Below are 13,718 nucleotides of genomic sequence, written 5' to 3'. Positions count from 1 at the left end.
CCCCGTTGTCGAGCAAATGCTTCCCCCTGCGTCCCCGTGCCGTGAGATGCGATTCTCACACACGACGGGGCGCCTGCCGCACCGTGGTGCGGATCAGGCGCCCCGTGGACGAGCGGTGCGCAGCGCCGCCGGCCGGCTAGCGCTTGGTGCGACCAGCTGGCGGCTGGTCGACGCCGAACGTGCGCGCCCAGGTCTCCGGGCTCGTGATGGTCGGCAGGGACGCGCGGTACGCGGCCTTCAGCTGCGGCCAGCGCGCGAGGATCCGCCAGCGCAGCACGATGCTCGTCCACAGCATGCGACGGAACATGGCGGGGTCGCGGCGGTGCAGGAGCGCGGCCGATCCCTCAGCGTTCGACACGAGCACGCTGTCGAACGACGGCACGACCCACCAGCGGGCGTCCTCGAACGCGAGGTGCGCCTCCGGGCCGCGGCTCGCGGCCTGGCTGATGGGCGAGAGGGCGTGCCGGACCACCGTGCGGGCGAGCCAGACGATGCGGGCGATGCCGGCGGGCGCGCCTCCCCCGCGACGACGCTGCGGCTTGTCGGGCGCGACGATCTCGGGGAGGGCGGCGCGGTCCTTGATGGGCTGGCCGTCCGAGAAGCGCTTCGCCAGCTCGCGGGTGCGCGCCAGGCGGGTGACCATGTCCTCGTGCAGGCCGCGCGGGCCGCGGAGGATGTTCCGGTACGCCTCGTGCCGCGCCGCGAGCGCGAAGTACTGCATCGAGACGAGGTGCCGCACGTCGGTGGCGAGGTTCGCCGTGAGGAACCGCCCGCCGCGCTCGTAGGGCGAGTGCAGGAGGGCCGCGATGAGGCGGTTGCGCGCGTGGAAGAACGCCTGCCAGTCCTGCGAGTCGTCCTTGTCGACCCACGAGACGTGCCACACGGCCGCACCCGGCAGGGTCACGGTCGGCACGCCGACCTCCTTCGCGCGGAGGGCGTACTCGGCGTCGTCCCACTTGATGAAGACGGGGAGCGACAGGCCGACCTGCTTGATCGTGGAGACGGGGATGAGGCACATCCACCAGCCGTTGTACTCGGCGTCGACGCGGCGGTGCATCCACCGGGTCTGGCGGAGGTTCGACGCGCTGAAGTCGTGGCGCGTGGGCGTGACGGGACCCCACATGAAGTTCCACATGTCGAAGCCCTCGGCGTACGCGTGGAGCTTGCTCTTGTCGTACATGTCGAACATGTGGCCGCCGACGATGGTGGGCGTGCGCGAGTAGTCCGCGAACTTGACCGCGCGTCGGATGCTCTCCGGCTCGAGCGTGATGTCGTCGTCCATGACGAGGACGTAGTCGCTGGCGCCCTCCTTCAGCGTCTCGTACATGCCGCGCGAGAAGCCGCCGGATCCGCCGAGGTTGGCCTGGTGGATGACGCGGAGCTTCTCGCCGAGGAGCTCCTGGGCCCGCGGGAAGGCGGGCTGGTCGGCGACCTTCTGCGTGCCCTGGTCGGTGACGTAGACGTGGTCGAGCAGCGCGGCCACGTCGGGCTTCTCGCCGATGTCGGTGAGCAGCTTCACGCAGTACTCGGCCCGGTTGAGCGTGGTGATGGCGATGCTCACGGAGCCCGCCGCACCCGCGGTGGGGGCGGATCCCGCGGGGGCGTACCAGCCGGCCTGGACGAGCTCGAAGTCGGACTCCTCGCCCATCAGGTCGAACCAGTACCAGCCGCCGTCCGCGAAGTACGTGAACGGGAGCTCGAAGCGGGAGGTGGTGGATCCGGTGACGGCCGCGCCGTCGACCTTCTGGATCACGCCGCGCGCGTTCGAGCGGTAGACGATGACCTGGCCCTCGCCCTGGGTCTCGACCTCGAGCACGACGCCGTCGAGCGTGGTGCTCGAGCGCCAGTAGGAGGCGGGGAACGCGTTGAAGTAGGTGCCGAACGACACCTTGCGGCGGTGGGGCACCTGGAAGCCGCGGTCGCCCTTGATGGCGCTGATGATGCCCATGTCGCTCAGGCGGACGACCGCGTTGTGCGTGTCCGAGTCGACCACGCGCAGCGGCGAGCGCCGGCGCTTCTCGGGCGCGACGGGGATGCTCGTCCAGTAGTCGGCGTCCACGTAGAGCGGGACGATGTCCGGATCGTGCTCGGACGGGAGGATGACGCGCTGGATGAGGTCGAGCCCCGCGGGAGCGCCCGCGCCGGCCGCGGCCATCAGGAGGCGTCCTTCACGAGGACGGGCTTCAGCTTGTTCTCGTACATAGAGAGCGCGGCGCCGATGGCCATGTGCATGTCGAGGTACTGGTACGTGCCGAGGCGGCCGCCGAAGAAGACGCCCTCCTCCTGCTTGGCGAGCTCGCGGTACTTGAGCAGCCCCTCGCGGTCGGCCGCGGTGTTGACCGGGTAGTACGGCTCGTCGTCGCCCTCCGCGAAGCGCGAGTACTCGCGCATGATGACCGTCTTGTCCGCCGGGGCGTCGCGCTCCGGGTGGAAGTGCCGGAACTCGTGGATGCGCGTGAACGGCACGTCGGAGTCGGCGTAGTTCATGACGGGCGTGCCCTGGAAGTCGCCGACCGGGAGCACCTCGCGCTCGAAGTCGAGCGTGCGCCACGACAGCGCACCCTCCGAGTAGTCGAAGTAGCGGTCGATGGCGCCCGTGTAGACCACGGGGACCTTGCCCACGACGGACGCCCGGTTGACCTCCTGCGTCTCGTCGAAGAAGTCGGTCTCCAGGCGCACCTCGATGTTCGGGTGGTCCGCCATGCGCTCGAGCCACGCGGTGTAGCCCTCGACGGGCAGGCCCTCGTGGGTGTCGTTGAAGTAGCGGTTGTCGTACGTGTAGCGCACGGGGAGGCGGCTGATGACCTCGGCGGGGAGGTCCGTGGGATCCGTCTGCCACTGCTTGGCGGTGTAGTCGCGGATGAAGGCCTCGTAGAGCGGGCGCCCGATGAGGGAGATGCCCTTCTCCTCGAGGTTCCGCGCCTCGCCGGCGTCGAGCTCGGACGCCTGCTCGGCGATGAGCTCGCGGGCGGCCTGCGGGCCGTGCGCCGAGCGGAAGAACTGGTTGATGGTGCCGAGGTTGATCGGCAGCGGGAAGACCTCGCCCTGGTGCTCCGTGTAGACGCGGTGCACGTAGGGCGTGAAGTCCGTGAAGCGGTTGACGTACTCCCACACCGTCTCGTTGGAGGTGTGGAACAGGTGTGCGCCGTAGCGGTGCACCTCGATGCCGGTCTCCGGGTCCTTCTCGCTGTACGCGTTGCCGCCGATGTGGTCGCGGCGGTCGATGACGAGGACCTTCAGGCCCAGCTCCTCGGCGACGCGCTCCGCGATCGTGAGTCCGAAGAAACCGGACCCGACCACTACGAGATCAGGGCTCATGGCACATTCCTTTGCTGGGGTGGCGCCCGGCGGGCGCTCGACGGGACTGGTCAAGGGTAACGGGGGATCAGGCGCGGGCCTGCGGGACGGTCCGGTCGCGCGTGATCAGACGACGGTAGAGCCCGCGGCGCACGGCCTCGGGGATGAGCCGGTAGCTGCCGCGGACCAGCACGTTGCGGAGCGCCTGCGCCACCGAGGTGAAGCGGCGGCGGCGGAACTCGCGCTGCAGGCGGAGCTCCGCGACGAGCTGCGCGACGCCGCCGCGGCGCGCGTAGGCGCCCGCGCTCACGCGGTACATGACGAGCGGGTCCGGGAGGTTCTCCACCCGGGCGCCCGACTGGATCATGCGGGCGAAGAGGTAGTAGTCCTCCATGAGCCCGAGCGGCAGGTACCCGCCCGCGCGCCGGACGGCGGCGCGGCGGTAGACCACGGTGGGGTGGTTGAAGGGGTCGTGGAAGCGGGCGTACCGGGAGATGGCGTCCGCGCCGACGGGCGGGGTGCGGCGCCCGCCGATGGTGCCGACCTCGTCCGCGAACTCGTACATGCCGGTGCCCACGAGGTCGAGGCCGCCGGAGATGAGCGCGAGCTGGCGGGCGAAGCGCTCGGGGAGGCTGATGTCGTCGGCGTCCATGCGCGCCACCACGTCGTGCGCGCACGCGTCGAGGCCGCGCTCCAGCGCGTGGGCGAGGCCCATGTTGCGCTCGAGCTCCACGGTGACCACCGGGACGGGAGACGCCTCCGCGAGCTCCGCCATGGTGCGGGCGAGCTCCGCGGACACCGGGCCGTCGCGGACGACGACGACCTCGTCGGGCCGGAGCGTCTGGTCGTCGACGCTGCTGCGGAACGCCCGGCGCAGGAACTCGGGGCGGTCGCCGCGGTAGACGGGGAGGAGGAGCGAGAAGGCCTCGGTGGGCATGCGCGTCCCCTCTGCTGCGGTGGCAGCGTCACGTCCGATGGATGGGCGGACCCGGCCGCCTGGGCGACGGGGGTCGAGCGGCCCAGTGTAGCCGGGGGCGGGAGGGAGCACGTGGAGGGCGCCCGGCCGGTCGGAGGAGGGGGCGCGGGAGCCCGCACGGCCCGTCGGCCGGCCCGGGTCCCGGAGGGGCCGGCTGCTAGCATCGACCCCCGTGCCCACCCCCGCCTCCCCCGTCCGGATCGACCGGAGGAAGCCCGCAGGACGCCTGACATCGGTCCTCGCCGTCGCGGTCGCCGTCCTCCTCTTCCTCGTCACCCAGGTGGGCATGCTGGTGCACCGCACGGGCAGCGTCGTGACCTCGTTCCGCGACTACTTCGTCTACGACCAGCTGTCGTACCTCTCCATGGTCGTGAACTTCGCCCGCGGGGACTTCGCCTCCGTGGAGCCCTTCACCGAGACCGGCCGCAACACGTACCCGCACCTCTACTACGTGGTCCTCGGCGCCTTCGGCCACGTCACCGGCCTCGGCCCCGTCGAGTCCTGGAACATCGTCGGGACAGCGCTGCAGGCGGGCCTCGTCGCGGCCATCGGCATCGCGTGCATCCGCGTGACCGGCCGCGCGTGGACCGGCGTCCTCGGCTTCGCGCCCCTCCTCCTCGGGACCTTCGCGTGGACGCAGGGCCCCGGCCAGTGGTACTGGCAGATGAGCTCGCACGCCGTGATGTGGGGGCCGTTCGGGGTCCTCTTCACCCTCAACGGCGAGGCCGCGGCGCTCTCCGTCGCGGGCATCGCGTTCCTCGGGGCCCTCGTGCCCTTCCTCCGGGGCTCCTCGCGCCGGGCGCGCCTCGTCGCGATGACCGCCGTCGCGGTCGTCGTCGGCGGGTTGCTGAACGTCCACGTCTACTCGTTCCTCGCCACCGTGTTCCTCTCCTTCTACGTCGTGGCGGCGTACGCCGTGATCGAGCGCCCGCGCCGCCGGCTCCTCGTGCTCTCCGCGGCCCTGGTGCCCGCGTCGCTCGCGCTCGCCGTCGTCGTCGCGGGCGCCGTCGGGCCGCTCCCCGCGTTCGTGGTCGGGCTCCTCCCCACCGTGCCGGGGCTCCTCGCCACCATCGGGCGGACGCGCGGCCTCGCGCTGATCCCGATGGGCGCCGCCCTCGCCGCGACGCTCCCGCAGATCGTCACGACCGTCCTGGCGTCGGCGGCGGGCGACCCGTTCCTCTCCTACCGCGTCGCGTCGAGCAAGGACCTCGGTGTCGACCTGCCGCTCGGGCCCATCGCCGGAGCCGCGCTCATCGTGCCGCTCGTGCTGATCCTCGTGGCGGGCATCCGCGCGCGGCGCACCGTGTGGACCGCGTACGCCGGCGGGGCCATGCTCGCCTGGGCGATCACGTCCACCAACGACCTGTGGCGCGCGAACCAGGAGCCGTACCGGTTGTGGATCGACTCGTTCCTGCTCATCGCGGTGACGATCGTCCCCGTGCTGCTCGACGTGGCGGTGCGCACCCTCCGCGGTCGGACGGACGCCGCCGCGGACGCGGACGCGGACGCCGCCGTGGACGCGTCCCCGCTCGCTCCCCGACGGACCCGCACGCTCGTCGCGGCGGCCACCGTCCTCGTCGTCGTGATCGGCGCCACGAGCGCGCTCGACTGGGGCCGCTTCTTCTCGGCCGGGCGGCAGCTCGGGCAGATCACCTTCGCCGAGCCGCTGGACCGCGCGATCGCCGACGTCACCGCAGGGGCCACGGAGGGCTCCATCGTCACGGGGCCGTGCCTCGATCCGCAGATCGTCAAGATCGACTCCGGGCGCTCGGTCGCGCACTACAACCTGGGCATGGCATGGCCCGCCGACCGCGACGCCGTCGACGACGCCCGGACGGCGCTGGCCGCCGGCCGCGTGGACGCGGAGGCGACGGAGCGTGCCGGCATCCGCTGGTACCTCGCGCTCTCCGACTGCGCGGCCGCGCCGGATCCCGCCTCGGTCCCCGGCCTCGAGGAGGTCGAGCGGGTCGTCCACGACCCGGCCACCGGGGCTGCCGCCGTCCTCTACCGCATCGACATAGGCTGAGCCGACCGCCCGGCCGGTCGCCGACCAGGATCCGACCCCGACACGCACCGACGAGGGATACCGACACGTGACCGAAGAACGCCTCCCCACGCCCGCGCCCCTGGTGAGCTTCATCCTCCCCGTGTACAACGAGGAGGGCAGCATCGAGCTGTTCTCCCGCACGCTGACCGAGGCGCTGGAGGAGGCCGACCTCGGGATGCGGTTCGAGTTCGTGTACGTGAACGACGGGTCCGCGGATCGCTCCCTCGAGCACCTCCACGCCCTCGCGGCCTCCGACGACCGCGTGCAGGTCATCGACTTCTCGCGCAACTTCGGCCACCAGATCGCGGTCACGGCGGGCATCGACCACGCCTCGGGCGACGCGGCCGTCATCATGGACACCGACCTGCAGGACCCGCCCCGGGTCGCGGTCGAGCTCATCCGCCGCTGGCAGGAGGGCTTCAACGTCGTCTACGCCCAGCGCCGGACCCGCAAGGACACGTTCTTCAAGAAGGCGACGGCCGGCGCGTTCTACCGCACCCTGGCCCTCGTGGCCGAGATCGACATCCCCCGCGACACCGGGGACTTCCGGCTGATCGACCGCAAGGTCATCGACGCTGTGAAGCGCTTCCCGGAGCGCAACCGCTTCCTGCGCGGCATGGTCTCCTACGTCGGCTTCCGGCAGACGAACGTCCAGTTCGACCGGGACGAGCGGCACGCGGGCGTCACGGGCTACCCGCTGCGGAAGATGATCAAGTTCGCGGCCGACGGCATCCTCGGCTTCTCGACCTTCCCGCTGAAGCTCATCCAGCTCGTCGGCCTCGTCGTGTCGGCGCTCAGCGCGCTGGCCGTCGTGTACGTGCTCGTCAGCCGCGCCATCGACCCGTCGAGCGTCGTGCCCGGGTGGACGTTCACGGTCATCGCCATCCTGTTCGTGGGCGGCGTGCAGATCATCATGCTCAGCGTGCTCGGGAGCTACCTCGGGCGGGTGTACGCGGAGGTGCAGAACCGACCGCTCTACCTGGTCGCGTCCCACGTCGGACGCCCGGCCGGCCCCGATGCCTCACCCGGGGTGGAGACCGCCTCGTCCGAGCTCCCCTACCGCCGCGACTGAGGCGAGCGCCGCGGCCGTGGTCGACGCCGCCCGGCGGCGCGTCAGCGGCCGGCGGCGGCGTCGATCCGGCGGACGCCCTCGGTGATGCCGTCGAGCCCGTCGAGCACCGCGTGCGCGGGACGCGGACGGCCGCCGAGACCCTCGCGGATCCCGTCGCGCAGACCGCGCAGGAGGAGCGGCCGGTCGGCCGACCGGGCCAGCGTGCGCGTCCAGCCCAGGAGGGCGGCGCCGGCATAGAGCACGCGCTCCACCGGGGAGAGGGCGCGCGAGCGCAGCAGCATCCAGATCTTGTTGCGCACCTCGAAGACGAAGCGCGCGCCCGGATCCACGTCCGTCGAGCCGAACGTGCGCGTGCGGTGCTCGACGGTGCTGCCGTGCACGAGGTAGCCCCGACCCCGGCGCAGCAGGCGCGCGGAGTACTCGAAGTCGTCGTTCCACAGGAAGTAGTCGGCCATCGGCAGGCCGTGCGCGCGGATCGCGTCGACCTCGATCATCATCGACACGAAGGACGCCGTGCGCACCGGGGTGCAGCCGTGGCGCGCGGCGCGGGCGACGCTCGCGCGGGAGGCCGACGGGCGCGTGCGCGGCGTGTTCATGGGATGCGGGCGCCCGTCCGTCCAGCGGACCGCGGACGCGAGCACGACGGTGCCGCGCGGCGCGGCGGCGCGGGCTCGCAGCAGCTCCTCGAGCGCCGTCGGGTCCGGGACCGTGTCGTCGTCCATCAGCCAGACGAGCTCGGCGTCGTGCACGGTGAGCGCGCGCTCGATGCCCGCGGTGAACCCACCGGCACCGCCGGTGTTGGTCGGCAGCGAGGTGAGGGCGACCTCGGGGAACCGGGCGCGGATCACCTCCGCCGAGTCGTCCGTGGACGCGTTGTCGATGACGACGACGTCGTGCAGCGGGACGGTCTGCGCCCGGAGCGCAGCCAGGGTCTCGACCACGAGGTCACGGCGGTTCCAGGCGACCACCACGGCCACGACGCGCGGCGCGGCGATCACGCGCGCCTCCGCGCACGGGCGCGCAGCAGCGCCCAGCCCGCGATGAGGACGACCATGAGGATGCCGGAGGCCAGCTGGACCTGCCATCCCGGGCTCCAGAACGAGACCGTGACGGTCGTGCCGACGTCAGCCGCGGAGACGTCGACGCCGAGCAGCATCCCGTCGACGGGCTCGTCCGTGAGCGTCCCCCCGTCCACCCGGTACCCCGGCCAGGGGATGAGCGAGAGCGCGACGCGCCCGCCGTCCGCCGGGACCCGGTCGAGCCGGAACGTGGTGCCCATCGGATCCTCGTGGACGACCGTGGCGGAGGTCCCCGCCGACGTCCACGCGATGCCGCCCGCCCCCGCCACCGGCTGGTCGCGCACGATGAGGCGCGTGTGCGGCGTGTCCTCGGCGACGTGCCAGCCCTCCGGGACGACCTTCCAGTCCGCGGACGGCACGGCGCGCGAGGAATCGAGCCCGCGCTGGACCTTGACGACCTGCACCGTGCTGACGCCGAGCAGGTCGACGAGGTCGGTGCCGGTGTCCGAGCCCTTCACCGGCTGGAAGAGCTGCTCGTAGAGCTGACCGCAGGTGAAGCCGTTGTACTGCATGCAGACGGCCTTGGAGTAGCCCGGGTAGTAGACCGAGGAGTACGCGTTCTGCACGGGCTTCCCCGTGATGTACCAGGAGTTGCCGACGAGCGACTCGTCGTAGAAGTCGTCGTCCGACCACCCCACCACCAGCACGTCGCCGCGCGAGGCCTGGAGCTGGGTCGAGTACTCCACCACGTCCGACGGCAGCCAGTAGCTGCTGAGCGGCGACGCGGGCGAGAAGACGTGCTGCGGCACGAGCGCCAGGAGCGTGCCCGCGACCGCCATGACGGCCAGGCCGCGCGTCACGCCGCCGACGTCCCGCGGGCGCACGATCCGTCGCAGCCCGGGCAGGGAGGAGACCCGGCCGAGGCGAGCCCCGGCGATGCCCATGGCGACGGACACGAGGACGGCCGACACGAGCATCCCGACGAGGATGGCTCGCCACTCGCGGGGCGCCTGCAGGGCCATCAGCCCGCCGGTCGCGGCGACGATGAGCAAGGCCGCCGCGAGGTGGCGCCCCGTGACGACGGTGCGTCGTGCGCGGGACAGCCCGAGCGCCAGGATCAGCAGGACGGAGCCGGCCACGAACGGGAGGACCCGGACGGGGAAGCGCAGCGGTCCGATCTGCGAGGGCGCGCTCACGGCGACGAGCGCCACGACGGCGATCACGACGAGGCTCGGACGGGAGCGCAGGAGGCCGGCGAGCTCGCGGGGCCGGATGAGCACGACCAGCGGGAGGAGCCAGGAGATGTAGGTGAGCGGGGATCCCGGGAACTGGCTCCCGTAGGTCTCCATGAAGGGACCGCCGGTGGGGATGCCGGAGATGGCGAGGTCGCTGAGGTCGACGCCGAGGAAGCCCGTGTTCACCACGCCCTCGTTGCGACCGGAGGCCGAGGCGGTGAGCAGCCCGGGGAGGTGGACGACGATCGTGAAGAGGCCGGCGACGGTCGATGCGGCGAGCGCCCGCCAGATCGCGCCGCGGTCGCGCCGCAGCACGGCCTCGAGCAGGATGGCCGCGAGGGCGGCCGCGAGCATGAGCGTGGTGGACACGTACCCGATGCCGACGAGCAGGAGGGAGGCCGCGATCCCGCCGTAGGGGGTGCGGTTGAGGAGCACGCTCCGCCGGGTGAGGCCCACGGCGAGGGGCCACCAGCACCAGGCCATGAGGCCGTTCACCCAGGACGGCGCGTCGTAGTAGAGGGTGAAGCCGGCCAGCGGCGCAGCCGTGGCGACGACCGCGGACCAGGCGCGGGGGATGCCGTAGCTGCGGGCGAGGACGAAGAAGCCCGCGGATCCGATCGCCAGGCAGGCGAGCTTCACGATGGTGGAGTACAGGGCGGCGTCGAACAGGACGTGGGATCCGAGCCCGATCAGCCAGATGAACGGGCTGTAGATGCCCCAGGCGCCCTCGGCCTGGTAGTTGCCGGACTGCCAGACGGTCGTGTTGAGCAGCGACCAGTTCCCCGAGAGGAGCCGGTCCCCGATCTCCCACCACTGGCCGAACGCCCCCGCCTCCGTGTCGTTCACGAAGTAGTACCGGCGGAAGAAGAGCATCGGGATGATCGCACCCGCCACCGTGGCGGCGACGGCGGCCGTCGGCCACAGGAGCTTGCTGCGCATGTTGAGGAGATGTCCGTTCGTCGTGTGCAGCCCGGGACCGGCAGGGCCGTTCGGGCGGGACTCACCCTAATGCCTGGTTCCCCGACGCCCCATGAGGACGGACCCGCTGCGGGCGGCCGCCTCCCCGACCGCGCGCGGGCGCCGTGAGAGGATGGCCCCCGTCCGCACGCGCACCGCGGTCGCCCACGGTCTCCGTCGCACGTCGCACGATGACGTGCACCGGGTGGGCAGCGACCCGGGCGCGCCCCCTCCTGCCTCGCCGAAGGAGAGCCACGTGGCCCCACGCGTCTCGATCGTCATCCCCGCCTACAACAACGCCGACTACCTCGCCGAGACGGTCGACTCCGTGCTGGCGCAGACGTACGCCGACTTCGAGGTCGTGATCGCGGACCACTCCTCCACCGACGGCACCTGGGACGTGATGCAGCGCTACGCCGACGACCCGCGCGTCCGCCTGCTGCGCACCGAGGCGGGCGGCGGGGCCCTCCGCAACTGGAACCGCGTGAGCCAAGAGGCGCGCGGCGACCTGATCAAGCTGGTCTGCGGCGACGACCTCCTCTACCCGACCATCCTCGAGCGGCAGGTGGCCGAGCTCGACGCGTCGCCCTCCGTCGTGCTCGTGGCCTCCCCCCGCGACATCGTGGACGCGGACAGCCGCCCGATCGTGCGCGACCACGGCGTATCCGGAGCCCGCATCGCCCTGTCCGGCGCCCAGGCCGTCCGTCGCACCATCCGCTCGGGCACCAACATCTTCGGCGAGCCGGGATGCGTGCTCATGCGCCGGGCCGACCTCGAAGCCGTCGGCTGGTGGGACTCCCGCTGGCCCTACCTCATCGACGAGACGACCTACGCCAAGGTCCTGCTCCGCGGCGACTTCGCGTCCGTCGGCCCGAAGGCCCTCGCCGGCTTCCGCATCTCCGACTCGCAGTGGAGCGTGCGCCTCGCCGGCGAGCAGGCCAGCGCCGCGGCGGGCTTCCACCACTGGGTGCTCGAGGAGCACCCGCACGTCGTGTCCCGGGCCGACGTCCGGCTCGGCGACCTGATGGCCCGCGCCAAGGCGCTGTCCCGTCGGCTCGTGTACCTGTACCTCGGCCGGCGCATGTCGCGGTCCTCCGGGGACGCCGCGTGAGCGCCCTCCCGCCGGGGGACGCGGTCGACGGCGCGATGCCGCCGGACCACTCCGTCTCCGTCGTCATCCCCGTCTACCAGGGCGAGCTGACGCTCGAGGCGCTGCTCGCGGAGATCCAGCCGTTCACGGTGCCGCAGATCACCCGCGACGGCCACAGCTACGCCGTCACCGAGGTCCTCCTGGTCTTCGACAACGGCCGCGACGGATCCCCCCGCGTCATCCGCGACCTCAAGCGCCTGCACCCGTTCGTGCGGCCGATCTGGCTGAGCCGCAACTTCGGCCAGCACGCCGCGACCCTCGCGGGCATGGCGTCCTCCGGCGGCGACTGGATCGTCACGCTCGACGAGGACGGGCAGCACGACCCCGGCTTCATCCCCGACATGCTCGACGTCGCCATGCGCGACCTCGCATCCGTCGTCTACGCGAAGCCCACGAACACGCCCTCGCACGGGCTCCTCCGCAACGTCGCCTCGCGCGGCGCGAAGGTCGTCCTCAACGCCATGTCGTCCGACCAGGACGCCGAGCAGTTCCAGAGCTACCGGCTGCTGCTCGGCTCGGTCGGGCGGAGCGTCGCCGCCTACGCGGGATCCGGCGTGTACCTCGACATCGCGCTCGGCTGGGTCGCGAACCGCGTCTCCACCTGCCCCATCACGCTCCGCGACGAGGGCGAGCGGCAGTCCGGCTACTCGCCGCGTCGCCTGTTCTCGCACTTCTGGCGCATGGTGCTCTCGAGCGGCACCCGCGGCCTCCGCGCCGTGAGCGTGCTCGGGGCGCTCTTCCTCGTGGTGGCGTTCGTCTTCGTCATCGTCATCGTCGTCAGCCGCCTCACCGACAACTCGGTCCCCTCGGGGTGGGCGTCGACCATCGTGACGATCCTCGCGTCGAGCGGCATCATCCTGTTCTCGCTGGGGATCATCGCGGAGTACGTCGGCGTCGCGGTCGGCATGGCGCAGGGCCGGCCCGCGTACCTGATCGTGCGCGACCCGCTCGACGGACCGCACGGCCGGCCGCCGCGCGGGCACGTGTGACCGCGCCCGTCCCCGTCTGGGTCATCGGCGCCCGGGGCCTCCTCGGCGCGTCGCTCGTCGACGCGCTGACGGCCGATCCGCGCTGGGCCCCCGTGGCCGCCGATCCGCTCCCCTGGTCGACCCCGGACGACGCCGTCATGCGCCGCGCCGCGCGCACCGGCGCCGAGCGGCTCCTCGAAGAGGGGCGCGCCGCCGGGTCGTGGGCCGTGATGTGGTGCGCGGGCGCGGCCGTCACGGGCAGCACCCGGGCGCAGCTGGAGCACGAGCTCGCGCAGCTCGCGGCCGTGCTCGACGAGATCGCCTCCGCCGCCTCGGTCGCCCCCGCCCCGGGCGGCGCGCTGTTCTACTCGTCGTCGGCGGGCGGCGTGTACGCGGGCGCCGCGCGTCCGCCGTTCACGGAGGCATCCGCGCCGCGGCCCCTCGCGCCGTACGGCGAGGCCAAGCTGCGGGCCGAGGGCCTCGTGCGCGCGTTCGGCGAGCGCGCGGGCGTCCGCACGCTCGTCGGGCGGATCGCGAACCTCTACGGTCCGCGCCAGGCCGTGGGCAAGCCGCAGGGCCTCATCACGCAGCTCGCGCGCGCGAACCTGTCCCCCACGCCGGCGTCCATCTACGTGCCGCTCGAGACCGTGCGCGACTACCTCTTCGCCGACGACTGCGCCGGGCTCGTCCGCGACGCCATGGCGCGGCTGCTGTCGCTGCCCGCGGACACGCACGTCGTGAAGATCCTGGCGTCCGGGCAGCCGGTCACCATCAGCGCCCTGCTCGGCCACTTCACGGCGCTCGGCAAGTCGCGCCCGCACGTGATGCTCGGCCTCTCGCCCCTCGCGGGTTACCAGGCGGTGGACCTGCGGCTCGCGAGCGTCGTCTGGCCGGACCTCGACGAGCGCGACACGATGCCGCTGCCCGCGGGGATCCACATCACCGCGCAGGCGCTCATCTCCGGCATGCAGTCGGGCGAGCTCACCGCGCGGTGACG

Annotated in this window: 10 protein-coding genes; 5 read left to right on the top strand and 5 right to left on the bottom strand. The window is 72.4% G+C overall.

What is annotated here, in order from left to right; translation table 11 throughout:
* Positions 1 to 136: 136 nt before the first annotated feature.
* The 3 genes from AES38_RS04655 to AES38_RS04645 all read right to left on the bottom strand — a co-directional run bounded on the left by AES38_RS04655 (position 137) and on the right by AES38_RS04645 (position 4,234).
* Positions 137 to 2,155, bottom strand: a complete 2,019-nt coding sequence (locus tag AES38_RS04655) for a glycosyltransferase (RefSeq protein WP_053773994.1) — start codon at positions 2,153 to 2,155, stop codon at positions 137 to 139.
* The gene (gene glf / locus AES38_RS04650) at positions 2,155 to 3,318 is read right to left on the bottom strand and encodes a UDP-galactopyranose mutase (protein ID WP_053773993.1); all 1,164 of its coding nucleotides are present in this window, start codon (positions 3,316 to 3,318) and stop codon (positions 2,155 to 2,157) included. The genes AES38_RS04655 and glf overlap by 1 nt, the downstream gene beginning before the upstream one ends.
* Before the next feature lie 67 nt (positions 3,319 to 3,385).
* Complete coding sequence (locus AES38_RS04645; RefSeq protein ID WP_053773992.1) at positions 3,386 to 4,234, bottom strand: glycosyltransferase; 849 nt, start codon at positions 4,232 to 4,234, stop codon at positions 3,386 to 3,388.
* Between the two features lie 211 nt (positions 4,235 to 4,445).
* Here AES38_RS04645 and AES38_RS04640 point away from each other — a divergent pair, with 211 nt between their 5' ends.
* Together AES38_RS04640 and AES38_RS04635 are read left to right on the top strand one after the other, a co-directional pair.
* Positions 4,446 to 6,299 carry a hypothetical protein gene (locus tag AES38_RS04640; RefSeq protein WP_053773991.1) on the top strand — a complete coding sequence of 618 codons (1,854 nt, stop codon included), beginning with the start codon at positions 4,446 to 4,448 and terminating at the stop codon, positions 6,297 to 6,299.
* Between the two features lie 67 nt (positions 6,300 to 6,366).
* Positions 6,367 to 7,392: a glycosyltransferase family 2 protein gene (locus AES38_RS04635; protein ID WP_072174614.1), complete on the top strand. Its 1,026-nt coding sequence runs from the start codon at positions 6,367 to 6,369 to the stop codon at positions 7,390 to 7,392.
* Between the two features lie 41 nt (positions 7,393 to 7,433).
* Here the strand turns inward: AES38_RS04635 and AES38_RS04630 are convergent, their stop codons facing one another.
* Both AES38_RS04630 and AES38_RS04625 read right to left on the bottom strand, forming a co-directional pair.
* Positions 7,434 to 8,390 carry a glycosyltransferase gene (locus tag AES38_RS04630; RefSeq protein ID WP_053773990.1) on the bottom strand — a complete coding sequence of 319 codons (957 nt, stop codon included), beginning with the start codon at positions 8,388 to 8,390 and terminating at the stop codon, positions 7,434 to 7,436.
* The gene (locus AES38_RS04625; protein WP_053773989.1) at positions 8,387 to 10,585 is read right to left on the bottom strand and encodes a glycosyltransferase family protein; all 2,199 of its coding nucleotides are present in this window, start codon (positions 10,583 to 10,585) and stop codon (positions 8,387 to 8,389) included. Before AES38_RS04625 ends, AES38_RS04630 begins: the two co-directional genes overlap by 4 nt.
* Before the next feature lie 91 nt (positions 10,586 to 10,676).
* On the opposite strand from AES38_RS04625, the gene AES38_RS04620 reads away from it, so the two are divergent.
* Genes AES38_RS04620 through AES38_RS04610 form a run of 3 tightly spaced genes read left to right on the top strand, consistent with a single transcriptional unit; the run spans position 10,677 to position 13,716 of the window.
* Positions 10,677 to 11,714 (top strand): glycosyltransferase family 2 protein, encoded by a 1,038-nt coding sequence (locus AES38_RS04620; RefSeq protein WP_503328054.1) that lies wholly within the window; start codon positions 10,677 to 10,679, stop codon positions 11,712 to 11,714.
* The gene (locus tag AES38_RS04615; RefSeq protein WP_081001838.1) at positions 11,711 to 12,742 is read left to right on the top strand and encodes a glycosyltransferase; all 1,032 of its coding nucleotides are present in this window, start codon (positions 11,711 to 11,713) and stop codon (positions 12,740 to 12,742) included. The genes AES38_RS04620 and AES38_RS04615 overlap by 4 nt, the downstream gene beginning before the upstream one ends.
* Complete coding sequence (locus tag AES38_RS04610) at positions 12,739 to 13,716, top strand: NAD-dependent epimerase/dehydratase family protein (RefSeq protein WP_053773987.1); 978 nt, start codon at positions 12,739 to 12,741, stop codon at positions 13,714 to 13,716. Before AES38_RS04615 ends, AES38_RS04610 begins: the two co-directional genes overlap by 4 nt.
* The last annotated feature ends 2 nt before the right edge of the window (positions 13,717 to 13,718 follow it).

It is taken from the genome of Clavibacter capsici (assembly GCF_001280205.1).
In the GTDB taxonomy this organism is placed as follows: domain Bacteria; phylum Actinomycetota; class Actinomycetes; order Actinomycetales; family Microbacteriaceae; genus Clavibacter; species Clavibacter capsici.
This window is presented reverse-complemented; position numbering and strand designations above follow the sequence as displayed.

Bases quoted from the DNA above. Each gene is read 5' to 3' on its own strand.
- AES38_RS04655 (WP_053773994.1), bottom strand. From the start codon at position 2,155: ATGGCCGCGGCCGGCGCGGGCGCTCCCGCGGGGCTCGACCTCATCCAG.
- AES38_RS04625 (WP_053773989.1), bottom strand. From the start codon at position 10,585: ATGCGCAGCAAGCTCCTGTGGCCGACGGCCGCCGTCGCCGCCACGGTG.
- glf (WP_053773993.1), bottom strand. From the start codon at position 3,318: ATGAGCCCTGATCTCGTAGTGGTCGGGTCCGGTTTCTTCGGACTCACG.
- AES38_RS04645 (WP_053773992.1), bottom strand. From the start codon at position 4,234: ATGCCCACCGAGGCCTTCTCGCTCCTCCTCCCCGTCTACCGCGGCGAC.
- AES38_RS04620 (WP_503328054.1), top strand. From the start codon at position 10,677: ATGAGGACGGACCCGCTGCGGGCGGCCGCCTCCCCGACCGCGCGCGGG.